Annotated in this window: 22 protein-coding genes and 2 pseudogenes; 10 read left to right on the plus strand and 14 right to left on the minus strand. The window is 44.7% G+C overall.

The genetic code is table 11. The features are described from left to right. Window positions 1-39: 39 nt before the first annotated feature. Window positions 40-474, plus strand: a complete 435-nt coding sequence (locus VP472_RS19865; RefSeq protein WP_146275968.1) for a GNAT family N-acetyltransferase — start codon at window positions 40-42, stop codon at window positions 472-474. A gap of 205 nt (window positions 475-679) precedes the next feature. Here VP472_RS19865 and VP472_RS19870 read toward each other — a convergent pair whose 3' ends face one another. Then, on the minus strand, window positions 680-2128 hold the full coding sequence (locus VP472_RS19870; RefSeq protein ID WP_146275970.1) for an aminotransferase-like domain-containing protein: 1449 nt from the start codon (window positions 2126-2128) through the stop codon (window positions 680-682). 135 nt (window positions 2129-2263) lie between these two features. Here VP472_RS19870 and VP472_RS19875 point away from each other — a divergent pair, with 135 nt between their 5' ends. From VP472_RS19875 to VP472_RS19900, 6 genes and pseudogenes are all read left to right on the plus strand, one after another. Beyond that, window positions 2264-3175, plus strand: a complete 912-nt coding sequence (locus tag VP472_RS19875; protein WP_146275972.1) for a DMT family transporter — start codon at window positions 2264-2266, stop codon at window positions 3173-3175. A gap of 148 nt (window positions 3176-3323) precedes the next feature. Then, window positions 3324-3491, plus strand: a pseudogene (locus VP472_RS19880) (DUF255 domain-containing protein); the annotation flags it as partial. Between the two features lie 161 nt (window positions 3492-3652). After that, complete coding sequence (locus VP472_RS19885) at window positions 3653-4465, plus strand: MerR family transcriptional regulator (RefSeq protein ID WP_048367898.1); 813 nt, start codon at window positions 3653-3655, stop codon at window positions 4463-4465. A gap of 68 nt (window positions 4466-4533) precedes the next feature. Further along, entirely contained in the window at window positions 4534-5223 is a 690-nt protein-coding gene (locus VP472_RS19890) for a DUF554 domain-containing protein (RefSeq protein ID WP_049627734.1), read from the plus strand. Window positions 5224-5369: 146 nt separating this feature from the next. After that, window positions 5370-5525, plus strand: a pseudogene (locus tag VP472_RS19895) (DUF255 domain-containing protein); the annotation flags it as partial. 35 nt (window positions 5526-5560) lie between these two features. Beyond that, on the plus strand, window positions 5561-7450 hold the full coding sequence (locus VP472_RS19900; RefSeq protein ID WP_146275974.1) for a thioredoxin domain-containing protein: 1890 nt from the start codon (window positions 5561-5563) through the stop codon (window positions 7448-7450). Here VP472_RS19900 and VP472_RS19905 read toward each other — a convergent pair. Then, on the minus strand, window positions 7447-8343 hold the full coding sequence (locus VP472_RS19905; protein WP_102422139.1) for a CPBP family intramembrane glutamic endopeptidase: 897 nt from the start codon (window positions 8341-8343) through the stop codon (window positions 7447-7449). The two genes, VP472_RS19900 and VP472_RS19905, sit on opposite strands and share 4 nt — an antisense overlap. A 214-nt stretch (window positions 8344-8557) precedes the next feature. On the opposite strand from VP472_RS19905, the gene VP472_RS19910 reads away from it, so the two are divergent. Next, on the plus strand, window positions 8558-9889 hold the full coding sequence (locus VP472_RS19910; protein ID WP_082998124.1) for an MFS transporter: 1332 nt from the start codon (window positions 8558-8560) through the stop codon (window positions 9887-9889). Window positions 9890-9920: 31 nt separating this feature from the next. On the opposite strand, the gene VP472_RS19915 is transcribed toward VP472_RS19910, so the two are convergent. From VP472_RS19915 to VP472_RS19970, 12 genes are all read right to left on the minus strand, one after another. Continuing rightward, window positions 9921-10301: a VOC family protein gene (locus tag VP472_RS19915; protein WP_004392999.1), complete on the minus strand. Its 381-nt coding sequence runs from the start codon at window positions 10299-10301 to the stop codon at window positions 9921-9923. A 55-nt stretch (window positions 10302-10356) separates the two neighbouring features. After that, window positions 10357-11295, minus strand: coding sequence for a LacI family DNA-binding transcriptional regulator (locus VP472_RS19920; RefSeq protein ID WP_146275976.1), 939 nt, complete (start codon window positions 11293-11295; stop codon window positions 10357-10359). Window positions 11296-11357: 62 nt separating this feature from the next. Further along, window positions 11358-12116, minus strand: coding sequence for an exodeoxyribonuclease III (gene xth, locus VP472_RS19925; protein ID WP_146275978.1), 759 nt, complete (start codon window positions 12114-12116; stop codon window positions 11358-11360). Further along, on the minus strand, window positions 12113-12670 hold the full coding sequence (locus tag VP472_RS19930; RefSeq protein ID WP_128574544.1) for a methylated-DNA--[protein]-cysteine S-methyltransferase: 558 nt from the start codon (window positions 12668-12670) through the stop codon (window positions 12113-12115). The genes xth and VP472_RS19930 overlap by 4 nt, the downstream gene beginning before the upstream one ends. Beyond that, a complete protein-coding gene (locus VP472_RS19935; RefSeq protein WP_146275980.1) occupies window positions 12667-13248 on the minus strand; it encodes a bifunctional transcriptional activator/DNA repair enzyme AdaA in 582 nt (193 codons plus the stop codon). Before VP472_RS19935 ends, VP472_RS19930 begins: the two co-directional genes overlap by 4 nt. Window positions 13249-13436: 188 nt before the next feature. Beyond that, on the minus strand, window positions 13437-13676 hold the full coding sequence (gene rpsR / locus VP472_RS19940) for a 30S ribosomal protein S18 (RefSeq protein WP_004392983.1): 240 nt from the start codon (window positions 13674-13676) through the stop codon (window positions 13437-13439). Between the two features lie 43 nt (window positions 13677-13719). Next, a complete protein-coding gene (ssbA, locus tag VP472_RS19945) occupies window positions 13720-14238 on the minus strand; it encodes a single-stranded DNA-binding protein SsbA (RefSeq protein WP_004392979.1) in 519 nt (172 codons plus the stop codon). 39 nt (window positions 14239-14277) lie between these two features. Further along, on the minus strand, window positions 14278-14565 hold the full coding sequence (gene rpsF / locus VP472_RS19950) for a 30S ribosomal protein S6 (RefSeq protein WP_004392977.1): 288 nt from the start codon (window positions 14563-14565) through the stop codon (window positions 14278-14280). Between the two features lie 111 nt (window positions 14566-14676). Beyond that, window positions 14677-15777, minus strand: coding sequence for a redox-regulated ATPase YchF (ychF, locus tag VP472_RS19955; RefSeq protein ID WP_004392975.1), 1101 nt, complete (start codon window positions 15775-15777; stop codon window positions 14677-14679). Between the two features lie 126 nt (window positions 15778-15903). Beyond that, window positions 15904-17907, minus strand: coding sequence for a molybdopterin-dependent oxidoreductase (locus VP472_RS19960; RefSeq protein ID WP_146275982.1), 2004 nt, complete (start codon window positions 17905-17907; stop codon window positions 15904-15906). A gap of 47 nt (window positions 17908-17954) precedes the next feature. Next, window positions 17955-18161, minus strand: coding sequence for a DUF951 domain-containing protein (locus VP472_RS19965; RefSeq protein WP_004392973.1), 207 nt, complete (start codon window positions 18159-18161; stop codon window positions 17955-17957). 85 nt (window positions 18162-18246) lie between these two features. Next, a complete protein-coding gene (locus VP472_RS19970; RefSeq protein ID WP_088005468.1) occupies window positions 18247-19272 on the minus strand; it encodes a YkvI family membrane protein in 1026 nt (341 codons plus the stop codon). Window positions 19273-19439: 167 nt separating this feature from the next. Between VP472_RS19970 and VP472_RS19975 the strand changes: the two genes are divergently transcribed. Further along, entirely contained in the window at window positions 19440-19877 is a 438-nt protein-coding gene (locus VP472_RS19975) for a GNAT family N-acetyltransferase (RefSeq protein ID WP_225979770.1), read from the plus strand. 205 nt (window positions 19878-20082) lie between these two features. Further along, a complete protein-coding gene (gene yyaC, locus VP472_RS19980) occupies window positions 20083-20697 on the plus strand; it encodes a spore protease YyaC (RefSeq protein ID WP_146275984.1) in 615 nt (204 codons plus the stop codon). Window positions 20698-20709: the final 12 nt, after the last annotated feature.

A 20709-nucleotide genomic window follows, 5' to 3' on the forward strand; every position in this document is an offset into this window, starting at 1 on the left:
GTGCAGTCCAGATTAATATGTGAAAAGGATTGATTGATCATGAGGATAAAAAGAATAACAACGGAAATTGATTTGCAAGCAGCGCTTGAGATTAGAAAAGCAGTATTCATTGAGGAACAGCAAGTACCTGAATCCGATGAATTTGATCAGTTCGATACGCTTGAGGAACAGTGCGGGCATGTCTTGGTTTATCATGAAAATCAGCCTGCCGGCACAGGACGGGTCCGCATCGTAAACCATACAGGCAAGCTCGAACGAATCTGCCTCCTGAAACCTTACCGCAAATACGGGTTGGGCAAAGTAATCATAAGCGAATTAGAAAACATGGTAAAAGAAAAAGGCATCACCCAATGTAAACTGCATGGACAAACACATGCGGAAGGCTTTTATCACAAACTGGGCTATCAGACAGATTCACCGGAATTTATGGAAGACGGCATCCCGCATGTCTTAATGACAAAAGAGCTGGCTTAACCGAATAACAAACGGCCGGACTTCTTCCTTTTTAATCTTTAGTATATTAAGGATGCAAGATTGACCGAAGTTAAAGGAGATTAGAATATTCTGACCTCCTTTAACTTTCTTATCTATCCCTGCCTTGTCACTCACTGCATCCCGATTCGCCAAGTTTAAAACGAACCATGCAGTTTAAATTCCGGTATGCCGCTGTCTTTTAAATTTATCTGCTTGCCAATTCCTTAATCATCAAACCCAATTCATAAATTCCCTTTTGAAGGTCTTCAAGAGATGCATAAGCATATGATAAGCGAATATAATTCCCTTTTTCCTCAGCATAGATACTGCCGAGATTGAGCAGAACCCCTTTTGATAAGGCTTTGGTATAAAGTAATTTCATGGATATGGAAGGCAATATTTTTACCCAGACAAAGAATCCTCCTTTTGGGATATTCCATGTCGCCACATCTTTCAAATGAGTTTCTAAAACACTCAAGGCCAATTCTCTTCTCACCTTTAATTGACTTCTCACCTGTTCTAGATGCTGCTGGTATTCACCGGATATAAACCACTCAGCCGCTACTCTCTGGGATAACGAACTGGAGCCGTAATCTGTTTGCATTTTTATGTCGGATAAACGTTCAATCACTGGTTCCGGCCCGACGATCCATCCAATCCTCAAGCCCGGACTTAATGTTTTCGATAAGCTGCCTATGTAAAGCACATGCCCATTTTTATCAATTGTTTTAATAGGATCTGGAGGAATCTCATCTATCCATAACTCACGATAAATGTCATCTTCAATAATGGGAAGCTGTGTATTCTCACTTGCCGCAAGGATTTCTTCTCGTCTCTTTTTTGACATTAAAATACCTGTCGGATTATGAAAACAAGGATTTGTATATAAGATAGCCCTCCCCCGTTCCCCCCTTGCCATGCGGATATGTTCCGGCAAAAGTCCATCATGATCCATAGGAACTCCAGTCAGCTTCATACCGGCTGATTGAAAGACGTGTAATGAATAAAGATAGGAAGGCTGATCAAGATAAACGGTCGATCCCCTTTGTAAAAGCCCCATTGATATAAGCTGTAAGGCTTGCAGCGCTCCAGAAACAATAAGAATGGAAGAAGGAGAAGCTTGAATGCCGATTGTTCTTAAATAGCCGCTTAATGCCTCTCTCAAAGGTAAATATCCTTTTGGTTCCTCATATCCGAATGCCTCTATGTTTTGAGATACCTTTCCCATGGTCTCTTTCATAACAGCTAAAGGAAAAATCTCATGTGAAAGTTCTCCTTTACTGAGCTGTATAAGATCAGAATTTGATTCTGATTTATTGATCTCTTGAACGATTTTTTGGCTTGGCTGCTGAATTCCGGAGGTTACATACTGATCCCAATCGGGGGCGGAATTCTTAGCCAAAAGTGTCCATGTATTGTTCGTAACAACTGTCCCTTTGCCCATTCTGCCTTCGATTAATCCATCCGCCATCAATTCCTCTAAGGCTGTAATGACTGTGCTCCTGTTCACCTCAAAGTGTTTGGCAAGCGTGCGCTGGCTTGGAATCTTACTTCCGATCGGCCATTCTCCATTTCCTATTTTCTCTTTTATAAATTGAATGATTTGTATGTACTTAGGAAGCTTTCTCATCTTTTTTTCTTCTGGAGCGCTCATAAAAAGGATCCTCCTTAAAAACTAAAGTGGTTGGGTCAAAATCTATTTAACTGGTTGAAGTCATCTCATCAAATCTTTATTAATATAGAAAAACATTAAATAACTGGTTGGTTTTTGTAAAGAGGAGTGAGAAAGATGAGAAAGAAAACAGTTCGAATCGGCATATCTTACAGTCTGATGATTGGGTTGTGGGCATCAGCTTTCCCGGGAATTCGCGCGGGTCTTGAGAGTTACACGCCGGAACACCTCGCTTTGTTTCGCTTGTTGATTGGGTCAATGGCATTGGTGGTTTTTGCAGTTTTGACTCATATGCGTTTACCTGACATGAAAGATATCCCTGTTATTTTCTCTTTAGGATTTTTAGGTTTTGCACTATATCACATTTTGCTGAATATCGGAGAAAAAACAGTCAGCGCTGGAGTTGCGAGCTTACTCGTGACCATGACACCTATTTTTTCTGCAATGTTATCTCGTCTGTTTTTTGGTGAACATTTTGGGCTTTATAAATGGATTGGCTCTATCATAAGTTTATTGGGTGTGTCGATCATTTCTTTCGGGGCAGGAAACTATACAAATTCAGTGAACGGCATTTTGTTAATCCTGCTGGCAGCTTTTTCGGAGAGTATTTATTTCGTTTTTCAAGCCCGCTATATAAAAAAATATGGATTTATTCCATTCGTTACATTCACTATTTGGGGCGGGACAATTCCTATGCTTGTATTTCTGCCTGGCTTAGGGGAAGAGTTTTTGAACGCTTCCATGAACTCAACATTGTCTATCGTTTACTTAGGTTTATTACCAACGGTTGTGCCCTATTTTGCACTTGCATATGTAACTTCACTCGTCGGTGCTTCAGAAGCAGCCATTTCACTTTATTTAACACCAGCCGTAGCCTTGGCCATTTCTTGGGTGTGGTTAGGTGAAGTACCTGCGTTTATTGCACTGACAGGCGGGATGGTTACAGTCGTTGGGGTGTGTTTCACTTATCTAACAGTAAATAAAATGATAAAGATTTTAAATCCTTATTTCTTATCTAAAAAGCAATAAGGTGGATGAAGTTTAACCCTGAAAATAGAATCATAAGCCGTTCTCCTTTTTAATGACTTGGGTGTGGTTCACAAAGTTGAGTGTATGAATTATTTTAGAGGATTGTGGTATGTTAAACATACAAATATGAATAGAAAGAGGTGAGCCCATGCCAAACAATAGTAAACCCAACAGTTTAATCACGGAGAAGTCCCCCTATCTGCTCCAACACGCCCACACCCCCGTAAACTGGCACCCTTGGGGAGAAGAAGCCTTCGAAAAAGCGAAACGCTTAAACAAGCCGGTTCTTGTCAGCATCGGCTATTCGACGTGTCATTGACGCCACGCAGATTACCATATAATCCTCTCCAATTCCCTCCATTAAAATTTTTCTATCCAGAGGGGATGCTTTATCTTTAAATTGCTGAATATTATAATGTTGATAAAACCATTTTTTACAGGTTTATTAAGACAAATGAAAGCAGAAGGATTATGATCATGAAGAATTTTTTCTCTATCGGAGAGGTATCCAGGTTATTTCACGTCAAAATATCCACTCTCAGATATTATGATGAGATCGGTCTTTTGAAACCTGCATACAAAGACAAGCAAAATAACTACAGATACTATTCCACAGAGCAGTTTGAGAGACTGGATACAATCAAATATTTGCGGGCTTTAGGCTTGCCAATAAACAAACTCCTAGATTTTTATAATTCCCACAATGCAGATACCTTAATTCAATTACTGAAAAACCAAAAAACCGAAATCGATCGTAAAAAAAGGGAATTAGAGCTTATTGAAAAAAAGATCACCCGCCGTTTAAACAAAATAGAAGATGCCGTTAATAAACCGTTAGACAAAATTACAAAAATCAAACTTCCGGAGTTGCGTGTCGCTTATTTACAGCATGAGTATATTCTAGGTCATGATATTGAACACTCTCTAACAGAATTGAGAAATGATCTTACTATTAAAGAAGACATATTTTTAGGAAAGATTGGATTATCGATTTCAGTGTCAAACCTAAAAGCGCATAAGTTTGATCGTTACTCCAGTATTTTTATGATCTTAGAAGACGAGCATGATTTGCCCCCATCAGTAATCACCTTACCATCAAATGAATATTTACAAATCAGGTTTAAGGGGTCGCATAAAGAGGCCAAACAATATTATAAAAAGTTACTGACATATATGAAAAAGCATCATCTGGAGTTAGCGGCCGACTCCATTGAGATAACGTTAATTGATTATGGTGTTACTAATAATCCGGATCATTATGTGACCGAAATCATGCTGCCCATTAAATAATCCCTTGACTCTCTAGTTACTGGAGAGTTTATTTTTTTAAAAGCACACTTTATTGGGGGAGAAAGCACATGATTGGAACAATTTTTAACACATTTATGATCTTCGCAGGATGTTTACTCGGAGGGCTATTCAAGAAAGGAATGAAAGGTGAATATCAAGATATTCTTATGCAAGCGATGGGGTTTGTTGCAGTTGGATTAGGAATAAACGCCATTACACAGCATTTATCGGATAGTAAATACCCTATTCTTTTTATTGTAAGTTTAGCTGTTGGCGGACTACTTGGACAGTTTGTAAATTTGGAACTTAGATTCAACCATCTAGTCAGCAAGTTCTCTAAAAATAACTTAGCTGAAGGCTTATCAACTGCAATCTTATTGTTTTGCATGGGATCATTGTCGATATTAGGGCCCATTGAATCCGCGATCCATGATGATTCCACTTATCTTCTTACAAACGGTATGTTGGATGGCATCACTTCTATTGTTCTCGCATCAGCGTTTGGCTTTGGAATAGCCTTATCTGCTGTTGTGTTATTTGCCTGGCAAGGCTCACTCTATTTATTTGCAAAAGTAATGGAGAGTGCATTAAGTGCAGACATGATTAATGAAATAACAATTGTGGGCGGAATACTGATACTAAGCTCGGGGTTAAGCATTTTGGGAATTAAAAAATGTAAAACCTTAAATCTTCTGCCGTCACTTATCATTCCGCCTGTTGTTATCTTTGTTATGAAAGCTTTTGGATTAGGCGCATAGCTCTATATCAGTTGTCAGGCACCTTGTCCATTCTGTCAACTACAGACTAGTTTTCTTTAGACAGAAACAAATAAAGAATAGACTGCACATCTTTATGGTACAGTAAAGATATATCAACGGTAATACGAACGAAAGAAGGTGATCCCATGCCAAATAAAAAAGTACCCAATAGATTAATCGACGAGAAGTCACCGTACTTACTCCAACATGCTTATAATCCCGTGGATTGGTATCCTTGGTGCGATGAAGCATTTGAAAAAGCGAAACGAGAGAATAAACCTGTTCTTTTATCTATTGGGTACGGGTAGCTTAGCGAACTTGTCATTGGTGTCACGTAATGGCTCACGAGTCCTTTGAGGACGAAGAGATCGCCGGTATGTTAAACGATAAATTCATAGCCATCAAGGTTGATCGTGAGGAGCGCCCTGATGTGGATTCCGTGTATATGAGAATCTGCCAGCTGATGACGGGGCAGGGCGGGTGGCCGCTGAACGTGTTCGTCACACCAGATCAGAAGCCGTTTTATGCGGGGACGTATTTTCCGAAGACGAGCAAATTTAACCGTCCAGGCTTTATCGATGTGCTTGAACATCTGTCCGAAACGTTTGCGAATGACCGGCAGCATGTCGAGGATATCGCTGAAAACGCCGCCGCTCATCTTGAAGTCAAGGTTCACCCGGCTGAGGGCATGCTTGGCGAACAGGCGGTTCATGACACGTATCGCCAGCTGGCCGGCGGGTTTGACACGGTGTACGGCGGGTTCGGCCAGGCTCCGAAATTTCCGATGCCGCATATGCTCATGTTTCTGCTCCGCTACTACAGCTATACGGGCAAGGAACAGGCTTTGGCCGGCGTAACCAAGACACTCGACGGCATGGCGAACGGCGGAATTTTTGATCACATCGGGTTCGGATTTGCCCGCTACTCGACTGATAATGAATGGCTCGTGCCGCATTTTGAGAAAATGCTGTATGACAACGCCCTTCTCCTGACCGCCTATACGGAAGCCTATCAAGTCACAGGTAATGAGCGCTACAAACAGATTGCGATGCAGATCGTAACGTTTATTCAGCGGGAAATGATGCATGAAGACGGCAGCTTTTTCTCAGCTTTAGACGCTGATACCGAAGGCCGTGAGGGGAAATATTACATATGGTCCAAAAAAGAAATCATGAATCTTCTCGGTGATAAACTCGGCCCGCTTTATTGCAAGGTGTATAACATCACAGATCAAGGCAATTTTGAAGGCGAAAACATCCCGCACCTCATTTTCACGCGGCGTGAGGCCATCCTCGAAGAGACCGGCCTCACCGGACATGAGCTGGGCGAACGTCTTGAAGAGGCAAGAACAAAATTGCTGGAAGCGCGTGAAAACAGAAGCTATCCGCATACAGATGACAAAGTGCTGACCTCATGGAACGCGCTCATGATTGCCGGGCTGGCAAAAGCCGCAAAGGTCTTTCACGAGCCTGACTATCTCAGCATGGCGGAAACAGCGATCCGCTTTCTCGAACGGCACCTCATGCCGGACGGGCGCGTCATGGTCCGCTATCGCGAGGGCGAAGTGAAAAACAAAGGGTTTATCGATGATTACGCTTTTCTCATCTGGGCTTATCTTGAACTGTATGAAGCGGGTTTTCATCCGTCTTATCTGCAGAAAGCGAAAACGTTATGTACAAGCATGCTGGAGCTGTTCTGGGATGAACGGCACGGGGGTTTCTTCTTTACGGGGAATGATGCTGAGACCCTTCTTGTCAGGGAAAAAGAGGTTTATGACGGGGCCGTGCCTTCCGGAAACAGCGCGGCTGCCGTACAGCTGCTTCGTCTCGGCCGCCTGACGGGTGATGTATCACTGATTGAAAAAGCCGAAGCGATGTTTTCCGTGTTCAAACGGGAAATAGAGGCCTATCCGAGCAGCAACGCTTTCTTCATGCAAAGCGTACTGGCACACACAATGCCGCAAAAAGAAATCGTTGTGTTCGGAAGGAAAGATGACCCGGACAGAAAACGTTTCATTGAGGCGCTTCAGGAGCATTTCACTCCCGCCTATACGATTCTCGCCGCAGAACATCCGGATGAGCTTGATGGCATTTCTGACTTTGCCGCGGGTTATCAAATGATCGACGGAAAGACAACAGTCTACATTTGTGAGAATTTCGCCTGCCGGAGGCCGACGACGGATATTGATGAAGCGATGAACACCTTACAAATCAGCAGCAGAGCCTAGGCGGCCTGCTGCTTTTCTTTTTTCACAAAACGGAACGCGAGCCATGCGAAGATGATATTGATCACCAGAGTCGATATGCAATCGTATATTTCGTAGCCCCCGGCTGCTGTTGTAAATACCGACGGAATGCCGCCGTACACCGAATGATCCTCTGTGAGAAAGATAAATAAAAACATATTATTGGCAGCGTGACCGCCAAGGGACATCTCCAGACTGCCCGTTTTAACCGTGATAAAGGTCCAGATCATGCCGATGGTGACATATCCGATTCCCGCCCATAGAGCCCCATTATCCATCTCCGGATTTCCGAAATGAAGTGCGCCGAATAATCCGCCGATAATGACCGTCAGAACCACCGCGTTTGCCGTCAATTTTCCGGCGAACTGTAGCAGAAAACCGCGAAAGAGAAATTCCTCCGCAGAGGTTTGAATCGGAACCAACAAGACGGCCGCCGCTAACAGCAGCAGAAAACGTGAAGCATGGAATTCCTGAAGCGTGAAACGATCCGGATGAATTAGAAAATCAATCAGCCCCGCGACAAACATCAGCACAACATATGTGCCGAATCCAAAGAAAATTCTCTTCCAGTTCAGCGACTGATTCGGTGTAATGATGGATAAAAAACGCCGCTTCATAATGAAACGAACCGCTATCCAAATGCCCGGAATCGCTATGAAATAGACGATATGCTGTAAATAAATATCCGCCAGCGGGTCACTTAATGCCGCCTCATCCCAATTTATCGTCAGTGAAGGATTGAAAGCGGACGTGAGAAACATATAAAACACGGTCAGTATGCTTCCGAAAAAGAACAAACCCACAATGAGCAACAGAGAAAGAAGATATCTCGATACACTATTTCTTCCCTCTGCGGGCCGTACAAATGTATTCATATTTATGCATCAACTTCCTTTCCTTCAACATTTTACAATATAAACAGAAACAGATATAGAAAATGTTATATATTTTAAGAAGAAAGCGCTATGCCGTTTCCTTTGGCTCTGGTTATTTACACTCTGTTTTTGCCAAAAAAAGACCTTTATAATGTATTCGTCAGATAAATTTACAGTATTTTCTGATTACAATTGCTAAATCAGGGGGTTTTTTATGAAACATCAGACATTCTCAAATGTAGCGAACCGATTAGACCGTCTCCCCATTTCGCGTGTGCACTATCAAGTATTAACCGCTCTCGGAATCATCTATTTTTTCGATCTCGCTGATCTGTTTACGCTCAGCAACGTGGCTCCGGCGCTGATTGAGCATTGGGGCGTGAAGCTGTCCACCATTGCCGACATCACGGCCGCATCCTTCCTGGGCATGTTTTTAGGCGCCTCCATCGGCGGAAGGCTGTCAGATCGGATCGGCAGGAAAAAAGCGCTGAATTGTTTTGTCCTTGTCTTTTCAATCTCATCTTTTCTGAATGCGCTGGCATGGGACATTCCGTCCTTAATGATTTTCCGCTTCTTGACCGGGCTCGGCGTCGCGGCCGCCATGATTGTGACGAACAGCTATTTGGCGGAATTTTTTCCATCATCCGTACGGGGAAAATACATCTCCTTTTGCGCCATGATCGGACTAATCGGCGTTCCCGTCACAAACGTTGTTTCCGCTTTTGTCATTCCTTTAGGCTCATGGGGGTGGCGGCTCGTATTCGTATGGGGGGCGGCCGGTCTCATTTATTTCTTTTTTATCCGCCGGCTTGAGGAATCGCCGCGATGGCACGAAAATCGGGGCGCATATGATCAGGCAAACGCCATTATGAACCGTCTTGAAGCACGTATAGAGAAAGAAAAAGGCCCGCTTCCCGCGCCAAAAGAGGCGGCAGAAGTACATACAGTGAAGCACGCAGGCTACTTAGGGCTGTTTCAGGGCAGGAATTTAAAGATCACCATCATCCTGTCAGCGGTATGGATTCTTGAAACCTTTGGCTTTTACGGCTTTGCTTCATGGGTGCCCAGCCTGCTGAAAAGCAACGGTATCACCATGGAAAAAACGCTGTGGTACAATGTGCTTCACTCTGTCGGCGCACCGCTTGGCGCATTGCTCGGTTCCATGATATCCGAGACGTTCCAAAGAAAATGGATTCTGGCCGCAAGCGCTTTTCTGACTGCCATTGCCGGACTGTTATACGGCATGACGTTTATTCCCGTCATGATTATTGTGTTTGGATTTGTCGTCAACGTCACGGAACGGGTTTTCACCTCAAACTTATACGCATATACATCGGAGCCGTATCCTACGGAATATCGCTCGGCCGGGAGCGGGCTGGCATACGGGCTCGGCCGTTTTTCCAATATATTCGGTTCCCTGCTCGTCGGATTTATTGCCGTTAAGCTCGGCTACATCAGCGTCTTTTTGTTCATCGGCGGCTGCTGGCTTCTATGTTCCGTTTTGTTAATTCTCTTCGGTCCGAAAACTAATGCTCAGCAAATTTAATCAATAAAACAGTGCGGGTTCCCCCGCACTGTTACACTGTGATTTCTATCAAATTGCCTTCCCCATCCTCTATCACGCTCTCATAATATCCGTCACCCGTCACCCGCGGGCCGCTTACAACCTGAAATCCGTCGTTTTTAAACGTCTCCGTCAATTCATTCACCCGCTCCTTGCTGCCTGTAGAAAATGCGAGATGCGCCCATCCGGTCATATTCTGTGACGGAGCTTCATCAATGCCGCCTTTTTTCATAAGTTCCAGCCTGCATCCGGAGTCAAACGAAAGAAAGTACGATTTGAAATCTTTTTTCTCATTATGATAAAGGTCATTGGCCTTGGCGCCGAAGTATTTCTCATAAAATTCTTTCATCCGTTCTAAATCTTTCACCCATATGGCCGCATGTTCAATTCGCATATGTCCGCCTCCTTTTTTTCTCAATCTAGTTATAAAGCATGAAACCCATTTCAGCTCAAGACTTTTCCCGCTGAAATTGATGCATAATTTGTTTTTTAGCCGTTTCTCCGTGCAAAAACAGCAAAAATGCTTCCCTTCCGACCCGTTCCAAATGAAGTTCCAGAGATGGGATATTCAATGCCCGGCTGACGCTCAGATTTCCCTCGCCGATGATCTCCGCGTCCCATTTCTGTTCTTTCGCAAACTGGTACAAGCCGGCAGCCACGTCATCACTGTGCGCATAGATGGCCGTCGGCGCCTTGTCGAAACCCCAGAAGTGTTCACCTGCCCGCTTTCCGTCGTCCATATCATGGCATCCGATCAGAATACGGGTTTCATCAAGAGAGCCGAAAACGGCCTTATATGCGGTTACCTTGTCGGCCGTACTCGGGCTTTTTTCCGCTTCCCGCACACATGTAAAAGCAACGTCTTGATGTCCGCGGTTTTTCAAATACAAAAAGCTTTCTCTGTAAGCTGCCTGCCTGTCATTATAAGCGCAGGGAATCTCTTGATGCTGCGTATATTCACAAGCGACAATGGGGCCGTATTCCAGGTAAGGCACGGCGGTTTCCCAATCATTCGCGCGGGACGTGACAATCAGTCCGTCAATCTTTTTCATTTTCAGCAGTTCGAAATAGATCATCTCTATAGCGGGGTCATAGTTGGTGGGGAGAAGGGTTGTCACGTAATCATGGGCAAACGCTTCCTTCGTGATACCGTTTACAATTTTGTCAAAGCAGGGATGGTCACTGTACGGCAATATCACGCCGATCGTATTGGTCTTTCCGCGAATCAGATCAATGGCGGTTCGATTAGGGGTATAATCCAACTCCTTCATCACTTGATTCACAAGACGCCTTTTCTCCTCAGATACGTACGGGTGTCGGTTTAATACGCGTGATACGGTGGCCACCGACACATTCGCCAGTTTCGCAATCTCTTTTATATTTGCCATGTGCTCCTCCATTTTCGGTGATAAAAAAGCAGCAAGAGTGGATTTCTCTTACTGCTATCTCATCATAAATCCACTGTCATTTCAACAGGGCAATGGTCAGAACCCATGATATCGGCACAAATGGCCGCTTGGCTGATCCGCGTCTTCAGTCTGTCTGAAACAATGACGTAATCAAGCCGCCAGCCGATGTTTTTCTCACGTGCGTTCGTCCTGTAAGACCACCAGGAATAGGCGCCTTCCCGATCAGGATATAAATAGCGGAATGAGTCGGTAAATCCGGTGTTCAGCAGGGCACTGAACGCTTCCCGCTCCTGATCCGAGAAACCGGCGTTCTTCCGGTTGGCTTTCGGATTTTTCAAGTCTATCTCCCTGTGTGCGACATTCAGATCGCCGCATAATATCACGGGCTTCTTCCGGTCAAGCTTCTGCAGATACTCCTTAAAATCGGCTTCCCATTGAAGACGGTAATCAATTCGCTCTAATCCGCGTTTGGCATTCGGCGTATAACAGTTGACGACGAACACGTTCTCAAATTCAAGTGTGATCACCCGTCCTTCTTGATCATGATCGTCAATTCCCAATCCATAAAACACGTGCAGCGGCTTTTCTTTCGAAAAAACAGCCGTGCCTGAGTAGCCTTTTTTCACCGCATAGTTCCAATAGCCGTGATACCCTTCAAGCTGTAATGATACTTGTCCGTCCTGTACTTTCGTTTCTTGCAGACATAAAATATCCGCTGCCGTTTCCTGAACGTAAGTATTGATATCTATCTTTTTCATCACGGCACGCAAGCCGTTTACATTCCAAGAAATCAGTTTCATGTGTTCCCTCCTGTCCGGCTCAGCCCGCATTCCAGTGTTTCAATGTTTCCGCCCTCTAATGCCAGCAGCTGCTTTTTCATTTCTAAACCGCCTCTGAATCCGGTCAGTTTCCCGTTTTTTCCGATGACGCGATGGCACGGAACCGTAATCAATACCGGATTTTTCCCGATTGCGGCGCCCACGGCTCTTACGGCTGCCGGTTTCTGAATCATTTCTGCTATATCCGAATAGGAGTATGTCTTGCCGTACGGTATGTCCATAAGCGCTTTCCATACAGCAAGCTGAAATTCTGTCCCGTAAAGATCCACCGGCACTGAAAAAGTTGATCTGCCATTTTCGATGTACTCGGACAGCTCTGCCGTGTAAGACGCCAGCTTCTCATCATCACGTGCCAATCGGTATTGCGGCAGTGATTTTTTTGCCCACTGCTCAAGCTCTTCAAAGCTTCCATGATTTGAACCTATAAAGCATAGCCCCTTAGATGTGGCGGCTGTATACAGGCTCCAATCATTCCGTGTGAAAAGTGTCCAATAGACCATTGTCTCTTTACTCATATTGAACCTCCCTTTCCCATTCCGGCAGTTTTTCGGTATTCTGTGGGCGAATTTCCGGTTCTCTTTTTAAAAAGAGTGGCGAAATGCGCTGTGTTTGGAATTCCGACCGTCAGAGCGATCTCCATGACTGTCATATCAGTATGCTTTAAAAGGTGTTCCGCCTTCGACAATCTTATTTTCTGTATATACTCAATCGGGGATATTCCCCTGATTTTTTTAAATGTCCGCTGTAAATGATAGGGGCTGCCGTGACACATTTCGGCCAGTACACTCAGAGTCAGAGATTCGTGATAATGGCGGTCAATGTACTCAATGATTTGAGCAATCCATTCTTCATCAGGAAGACGAAGACCGTTCGGCCGGCACCTTTTACAGGGACGAAAATGTTTATCGAGCGCTGCATCAGCCGTATCAAACACCAGCACGTTTTCTTTATTCGGAACTCTCGATTTACAAGAAGGCCGGCAGAAAATCCCCGTCGTTTTTACTGCATAATAAAATGCTCCGTCATAAGAAGCATCATTGCGTATGATTGCCCTCCACTTTTCATCAGTCAGGATATTTCTGTCTGTCTCCATCTCAGCCACCCCCTGTTCTTCAGTATAAACAAATTCATTGCATAAGTACGCGTATTTGAATAGAGGAGCAAGATAACAAAGGTGTAAGAAGCACTTCCATGTTTCATGTGAAACATTTCGGCAGGATGGAGGAGGACTGATATAAAAAAAGAGCAGGAGCCCGCAGGCTCTTGCTCTTTTCTTTCGGCTTACTCGCCAGTTACGTATGGAAGTAAAGCCATTTGACGTGCGCGTTTGATCGCGATAGTCAATTTACGTTGGTATTTCGCGTTTGTTCCAGTTACACGGCGAGGTAAGATTTTACCACGCTCAGAAACAAACTTTCTAAGAAGATCTACATCTTTGTAATCGATGTGCGTAATGCCGTTAGAAGTGAAGTAACAAACCTTACGGCGTTTCGCACGACCGCCTCTGCGTCCTCCTGCCATTGTCATTTCCCACCTTTCTCGTTATGAATATAGCGATAATCTATTAGAACGGAAGATCATCATCCGAGATGTCAATCGGCTTGCCGTCGTTGGCAAATGGATCATCATTAAAGCTGTTTCCTTGATTTCGTCTCTGGTTGTTCTGATTTCCGCCGAACGGATTATCATTTTGGCCTCCGCCAAAGTATTGGCCTCCGCCGCTGTTTCCTTCGTTGTATCCGCCTGATCCAGAACCGCCGCTGTTTTTAGGCTCAAGAAATTGAACACTTTCAGCTTGGACTTCTGTCACGAAGACACGCTGTCCCTGCTGATTTTCATAATTTCTTGTCTGGAGTCGGCCGTCTACGCCGGCAAGGCTTCCTTTTTTAAGAAAGTTTGCAACGTTTTCGGCTTGTCTTCTCCAAGTGACACAATTAATGAAATCGGCTTCACGTTCTCCGGACTGGTTCGTGAATGTACGATTCACAGCAAGAGTAAACGTGGCGACAGCCGCACCGCTTGGCGTATAACGAAGCTCTGGGTCTTTTGTCAGTCTTCCGACTAATACAACTCGGTTAAGCATATGAAAGACCACCTTTTAACATTATATATTTCAAATTGCTTATTCTTCTTCTTTAACAACGATGTGGCGAATGATATCGTCACTGATCTTAGCTAAACGGTCGAATTCAGCAACCGCTGCAGCTTCAGACTGAACGTTTAAGATTTGGTAGAAACCGTCACGGAAATCGTTGATTTCGTAAGCAAGACGACGTTTACCCCAATCTTTTGTTCCAGTGATCTCCGCTCCGTTAGAAGTCAATACGTTGTTGAAACGCTCGATAACTGCCTTCTTTGACTCTTCGTCAATGTTCGGACGGATAATGTACATAACTTCGTACTTTTTCATCTGTTTGCACCTCCTTTTGGTCTAAGCGGCCCTATAATGGGCAAGGAGCAATAATTCTATTACTCACAAGTTTATATTATACCAAAGCTCTTGTCCCTTTACAACTGTGTCCTATACATTAAATCGGAAATGAATGACATCTCCGTCTTGGACTACATATTCCTTACCTTCCAGACGCACTTTTCCGGCTTCTTTCGCTCCGGACATTCCGCCGCCTGCCAAAAGGTCTTCATAAGCAACCGTTTCAGCGCGGATAAAGCCGCGTTCAAAGTCAGTGTGGATGATACCCGCACACTCAGGAGCTTTCATGCCTTTTCTGAATGTCCATGCGCGCACTTCCTGTTCGCCCGCCGTAAAGTATGTCGCAAGGCCGAGAAGAGAGTATGACGCTTTAATCAGCTGATCAAGACCTGATTCTTCGATGCCGAGCTCCTCAAGGAACATTTGCTTTTCTTCGCCTTCCAATTCAGCAATTTCAGACTCAATTTTCGCGCAGACGACGATGACTTCGGCATTTTCACCCGCGGCGTACTCACGGATTTTCGCAACGTATTCATTGTCTGAAGGATCAGCCACTTCATCTTCGCTTACATTTGCCACATAAAGCACGGGTTTTGACGTAAGCAAATGAAGCTGCTTCACAAGCTTTTGCTGTTCTTCCGTAAATTCAACGGAACGGGCAGGCTTTTCTTGTTCGAAAGCTTCTTTCAATTTAGACAGAATGTCAAATTCAAAAACCGCTTCTTTGTCTTTTTGCTTCGCAAGCTTGCTTACACGTGTGATGCGTTTTTCGACTGTCTCCATGTCGGCAAGAATCAATTCAAGATTGATCGTTTCAATATCGTCAATCGGATCGACTTTCCCTGACACGTGCGTAATATTGTCATCAGCGAATGCCCGTACAACGTGGCAGATCGCATCAACCTGACGGATATGAGAAAGAAACTTATTTCCGAGTCCTTCACCTTTAGATGCGCCTTTTACGATCCCCGCGATATCAGTGAATTCAAACGCAGTCGGCACCGTTTTTTTCGGGTTCACCAATTCAGTCAGCTTTTGCAGACGTTCATCCGGCACTTCCACGATCCCCACGTTCGGATCAATTGTACAGAACGGGTAGTTGGCTGATTCGGCACCAGCCTGGGTAATTGCATTAAATAACGTCGATTTTCCGACATTCGGCAAACCGACAATTCCAGCAGTTAAAGCCATTCTTTCATCTCCTCTATATCAAACCATCATCGTATAAACGTATTGTAAACCTAGAGCAATTATAAGGAGGTTCATAGGAAAAGACAAGCTGAGAAAAAAGCATTTCCCGCCCTCTCTCTCCTTAGATTATCCTTTTTTAACCGCTACCAGACAGTCAAAAAGCGTACTTCCCATTCCATTATCGGAATTTGAATCCTTTGTGAGCATGTTGACGGAGCCTCCGAATGCCGCCCACATGCCTTCATCTATATTCACCGTCTTCGGGTGAGCCTGCTTCATGATTTTCACCCTGCCGCGCAGACGGCCGCGGTCATTGTAAACCTCTGCCGTATCTCCGTCTTGAAGAGAAAGCTCTTCCGCGATATCCGGCGACAGGTCCACCTGAATCTGCTGAAGCTTTTCAATAAACGGCACGTGCTGTGAATGATTGGAGCGCTGCGGGTGAATGGACAGCAGCGTATACGGATATTTCCCGGCCAGTCCGGCGTCGTGATAAACAGACTCCTCCGGCACTTCCAATTGAGGGAGGCCGCTGTATCCTTTCTCTTCTGCCAGTGACGAGACGAATTCAAATTTTCCGCTCGGGGTTAAAAATTGAAAATCACTCCATGGAACCTGTTTAACCGGAAGCGGCATATGTCCTTTTTCCTTTAATTGCTCAAGGGTGATTCCTTCTTTCTCCAAAGAAGAGAGCCCCATTTTTAAGAAATCTTCCGTACTGTAATCAAACAGCTCCCCGAATCCGAGACGCTTTGCGAGTTCCGTCCAGATCCAGCGGTCTGATTTTGCCTCTCCCTGCGGTTCCGCAAGCTTCTTGCCATATTGAACATAGTGATGATACATGCTGGAATAATAAATATCTTCCTCTTCGAAAACAACGGCCGTCGGCAGCACATAGTCACAGAGCTTCGCCGTATCGGTCATGACCGAATCAATGGCCACTGTGACCGATGTTTTTTCAAACGCTTCCTTCACTTTTTTTGTATTCGGCACCTGTGTCAGCGGATTGCCGCACGTCACGATGATCATCTCAATCGGCGGGTCGGCTGCATTCAGCGCCTCTTCAGCTTGAGTCATCATCGAAAACGTTCTCGAACTTTTCTTCAAATCAGGACGAGTGAGCTCGGCCTTTGCAAAGCTTTCACCGACTTGCACATTTCCGAAGTTTGCGCCGCCGCCTTTGATACCGACATTTCCGCTCGCCGCAGCTAGAGCGTCAATCCACCGTATCGTCCCGCCCCCGTTTTTATATCTCTGCATCCCAAGACCCATAAAAGTGGAGGCGGGACCGTCAGCATATAAATCGGCAAGATATTCAAGCACTTCTAAAGACGTTTCTGTTTTCTCAATGATCTCCTCAAAAGAAATCGTCTGCAGAAGCTTGTCTATTTCCTCAAAACCAACCGAATGCTTTTGAATAAAATCAGAATCGGTTCTGCCGGTTTGGCATAATATTTTTAAAACACCCGCCGCAAGCCAGCCATCCATGCCGGGTTTGACGGATATATACCGGTCGGCAAGCTTTGCAGTCGGGTTAAAAATAGGATCAATGACCGTCAGTGTCGCTCCTTTTTTCTTCACCTGCTGCAGATGATGATAGAGGTGCATATTCGTCCGGGACACGTTTCTGCCCCATACGATCACATGCTTGCTGTGATAAATATCAAGCGGTCCATGCCCGTAAGAACGCCCGAAATCCCAGCGCTGCGCTTCAATGCCGGAACCCCAGCAAATGCTGCCCGCAATCTCGGTTACACCGCCGTATCCATTGAAAAAACGCTGGTCGAGCGCCTTCAAAAGACCGTTATTGGCGTAGTCATGACTGTGCAGCACTGCGGCAGTGCCCAGCGTCTCCTTAATCACCGCCATTTTTTCAGCAATTTCATCTAACGCCTGCTCCCAGGAAATCCGGACAAATTCGCCGTCTTTCTTTTTTAAAGGGAAACGAAGCCGTTCCGGCGCATTCGTTTTCGTCTCCAGCATTCTGCCCCGGCCGCAAATTTTCCCTTCCGTAATGGGATGATTCGGGTCTCCGTCTACTTTCGTCACCTTTCCATCCTCAACTGTCACCAAAAAGCCGCAGCTATCCCAGCAATTCAGCGGGCACGCTGACTGATGCACTTTGCTCATCGGGCCTCTTCCTCTCCTCTATATGAAAAAGCATGAGCGCCAGCCCCTTATGATGTAGGCTCCTCATGCTTGACGAGTACTTTTTTCAGCTTTCTCTCAAAATCTCTTCTCGGAATCATGACACTGTGGGAACAACCCGTGCATTTGATCCGAATATCCATCCCCATCCGAATGATTTTCCACCTGTTTTCACCGCAAGGATGCGGCTTCTTCATTTCAACAATATCATTCAGGCCAAAGTCTTTATCCGCCAAGACCCTTCACCTCTCTCCATAGACTGCTTTATTTATTGTACAAAAAAAAACAGGATAAGAGCAACGGCCGCACTCAAAATGAGCATTATACTTTTTTCCATCTCCCTAAAATAGGGTAAAGAAGAAGACATACCAGCAAATAAAGACTTAAAAGCCCGTAAATGGGATATAAAATGGCGATCAAATCTGAAAAACCGATTGTCGTAAAAGGCACCATCACAGCTAAAAGAAGAGATACGAGCGTCCATCTCGGCAATTTCACAAATGCAAGCATGCGGCTGGACAGCCCGAAAAGACCGGTCACCGTTGTCGTATAGATGGCTAAAAAAAGCACGGCGGCCATACAAAGAAATAACGGATAAGGAGCGCCTTCAAGGACGGCGAAAAGAGGAATCTCATATTGTGTAAGACTACCTGAAAGCTGTACAAGCGTTTCATTGTAAACAAATGAAATCATACCGAAAATCAGCCCGCTTGCAACGCTTGCGATTTTCGCTTCTCCCAGTCCCTTCATATCTTTCCCGATTGAAGAAAGAACAGCGACAACAGAAAGGATGTTTAAGGACGTGAAGGTAATGCTTGCCGGCCAATTATACTGGCGGGTCAAATCTATCGTCCACGTGTAATGATGGGTTGTCTGAAAAAAGACCAATGCATATAACAGCCCCGCTACAAGAATCGGTATCAAAATACTATTCAGAGATAATATTCCTTTTATATCCCAAAAGAATAAACCGACGGTCACAATGCAAAGAAGAAAAATACCGATCCAAAACGGCAGCTTGTACATTTGCAGTGTCACACCGCCGCCGGCAATCATAACCATCGTCATTGAAAACAAATAAAACATAATAAGCACATCATAGACTTTAGCAAGAGCCGGCCCCATCAGATGCTCAAGCACAGGTAAAAAGTGCGTTGATTGAACCCGATAGCTGATCTTCAACACAATATAAGCCGAAATCGTAAACATGACTGTAAACAATACAATAGCCAGTCCGCTTTCGACACCGAAAAACTGCCATATTTCCTGCCCGCTCGCATACCCGGCCCCAATCTGGCTGCTTAATATGAGCAGCATCCACTTCATCCCGGCTCTCCACACCCTCATCACCTCATAAAATTTCTGATCATCTCCGCATATTGCTACTATATTGAGTGACAGCGGCAAACATTCATACAAATGGGACAAATATGGTATGATAACGACGATTGACTATTCAGAAAATTTATTTATGTTAGGCGCTCAAATCATGTACATCAGGCGTTTAACCGCAAGTGATACCCGATATCAGGCTCAAAGCTTTGAAAGATCACCCCGACGCATTCGCCGTCAGCTATGATGAGGAGAAAGAATGGCCATCCGAAAAATGCAAAGCAAGGCTTGAAGACGGCAATGCCATCGTGCTTGGCGCCTTTGAACAAGACAGACTGATAGGAATCCTCAAGATCTCCAAGCATTCGCTGTTTAAACTAAGACACATTGCGGTTATTGGTTCTATGTATATTTCCCCCAAACACCGAGGGTCAGGCGCGGGAAAAGCTTTAATGACGGAAGCCATCAGCCAAGCAAAAAAGATGAAAGACACAGAACAGCTCCATCTCTCTGTGACTTCAACAAATGAACCCGCAAAAAAACTCTGCGCCTCAGTTAGGATTTATCCTCTTCTCTACAGAAAAAAGAGCGCTGAAATTAGATCATCAGCAATATGTTGATGTAGATCAAATGGTCTTATTTCTTTCATGAACTTAGAGAATAACTGCTCTGGGTTCTTTTTTCTATCCCGCTCTTTTCAAACAACCGGCATGCTGATCATGACATAAGCATAAAAAAAGGCAGCGCTGGATATACTGTAAACAACCATACATCACCAAAAACAACAATGTAATACTCGTATGACATGACAAGGAAGTGAACCTTATGAATCGAAAAGGCAGGCTTTTTTCTCAAGAACGGGCAAAACAATATGTATCCCATACGGATTCTTCTGCTGCGAATCAAATACAAGCGATCCTTACTTCATCTTTACGTAAAGCAGCCGGCAGACCGTTAGTCACCGTGTGTATCGGTACAGATCGGTCGACCGGAGATTCATTAGGTCCGCTCGTAGGAACAAAGTTAGAAAAAATGAATTTAGGCAGATTGCACGTTTACGGCACGCTGTCAGATCCTGTTCACGCCGTCAATATGAAAGACAAGCTGAAAGATATTCAACATCTACATAAAAATCCGTTTATTATAGCGGTTGATGCTTGTTTAGGCCGCGTCAAAAGCGTAGGCTCATTTCAAATCGGCGATGGGCCGCTGAAGCCCGGAGCAGGTGTTCAAAAAGACCTTCCTGAAATCGGTGACGTCCATATCAATGGAATCGTCAATGTCAGCGGGTTTATGGAGTATTTTGTCCTGCAGAATACGAGGCTTCATCTTGTTATGAGCATGGCAAATGTTTTAGCAGAGGGGTTACAGCTGACAGATAAATCAGAAGGCCGGCAGGAACGGCTCAGTCCGTTTCATAAGCTGACAAGACGTATATAAAAAACCATCTTT

The organism is Bacillus sp. MT(2024), from assembly GCF_036362845.1.
GTDB lineage: Bacteria > Bacillota > Bacilli > Bacillales > Bacillaceae > Bacillus > Bacillus velezensis.

Coding starts and splice junctions, on each gene's coding strand:
- VP472_RS19935 (WP_146275980.1), bottom strand. CDS start 13,248: ATGGAGACAGACAGAAATATCCTGACTGATGAAAAGTGGAGGGCAATC.
- ychF (WP_004392975.1), bottom strand. CDS start 15,777: ATGGCTTTAACTGCTGGAATTGTCGGTTTGCCGAATGTCGGAAAATCG.
- VP472_RS19910 (WP_082998124.1), top strand. CDS start 8,558: ATGAAACATCAGACATTCTCAAATGTAGCGAACCGATTAGACCGTCTC.
- VP472_RS19920 (WP_146275976.1), bottom strand. CDS start 11,295: ATGGCAAATATAAAAGAGATTGCGAAACTGGCGAATGTGTCGGTGGCC.
- rpsF (WP_004392977.1), bottom strand. CDS start 14,565: ATGAAAAAGTACGAAGTTATGTACATTATCCGTCCGAACATTGACGAA.
- VP472_RS19900 (WP_146275974.1), top strand. CDS start 5,561: ATGGCTCACGAGTCCTTTGAGGACGAAGAGATCGCCGGTATGTTAAAC.
- VP472_RS19960 (WP_146275982.1), bottom strand. CDS start 17,907: ATGAGCAAAGTGCATCAGTCAGCGTGCCCGCTGAATTGCTGGGATAGC.
- ssbA (WP_004392979.1), bottom strand. CDS start 14,238: ATGCTTAACCGAGTTGTATTAGTCGGAAGACTGACAAAAGACCCAGAG.
- VP472_RS19885 (WP_048367898.1), top strand. CDS start 3,653: ATGAAGAATTTTTTCTCTATCGGAGAGGTATCCAGGTTATTTCACGTC.
- yyaC (WP_146275984.1), top strand. CDS start 20,083: ATGAATCGAAAAGGCAGGCTTTTTTCTCAAGAACGGGCAAAACAATAT.
- VP472_RS19890 (WP_049627734.1), top strand. CDS start 4,534: ATGATTGGAACAATTTTTAACACATTTATGATCTTCGCAGGATGTTTA.
- xth (WP_146275978.1), bottom strand. CDS start 12,116: ATGAAACTGATTTCTTGGAATGTAAACGGCTTGCGTGCCGTGATGAAA.
- rpsR (WP_004392983.1), bottom strand. CDS start 13,676: ATGGCAGGAGGACGCAGAGGCGGTCGTGCGAAACGCCGTAAGGTTTGT.
- VP472_RS19875 (WP_146275972.1), top strand. CDS start 2,264: ATGAGAAAGAAAACAGTTCGAATCGGCATATCTTACAGTCTGATGATT.
- VP472_RS19915 (WP_004392999.1), bottom strand. CDS start 10,301: ATGCGAATTGAACATGCGGCCATATGGGTGAAAGATTTAGAACGGATG.
- VP472_RS19930 (WP_128574544.1), bottom strand. CDS start 12,670: ATGAGTAAAGAGACAATGGTCTATTGGACACTTTTCACACGGAATGAT.
- VP472_RS19870 (WP_146275970.1), bottom strand. CDS start 2,128: ATGAGCGCTCCAGAAGAAAAAAAGATGAGAAAGCTTCCTAAGTACATA.
- VP472_RS19865 (WP_146275968.1), top strand. CDS start 40: ATGAGGATAAAAAGAATAACAACGGAAATTGATTTGCAAGCAGCGCTT.
- VP472_RS19970 (WP_088005468.1), bottom strand. CDS start 19,272: ATGAGGGTGTGGAGAGCCGGGATGAAGTGGATGCTGCTCATATTAAGC.
- VP472_RS19905 (WP_102422139.1), bottom strand. CDS start 8,343: ATGAATACATTTGTACGGCCCGCAGAGGGAAGAAATAGTGTATCGAGA.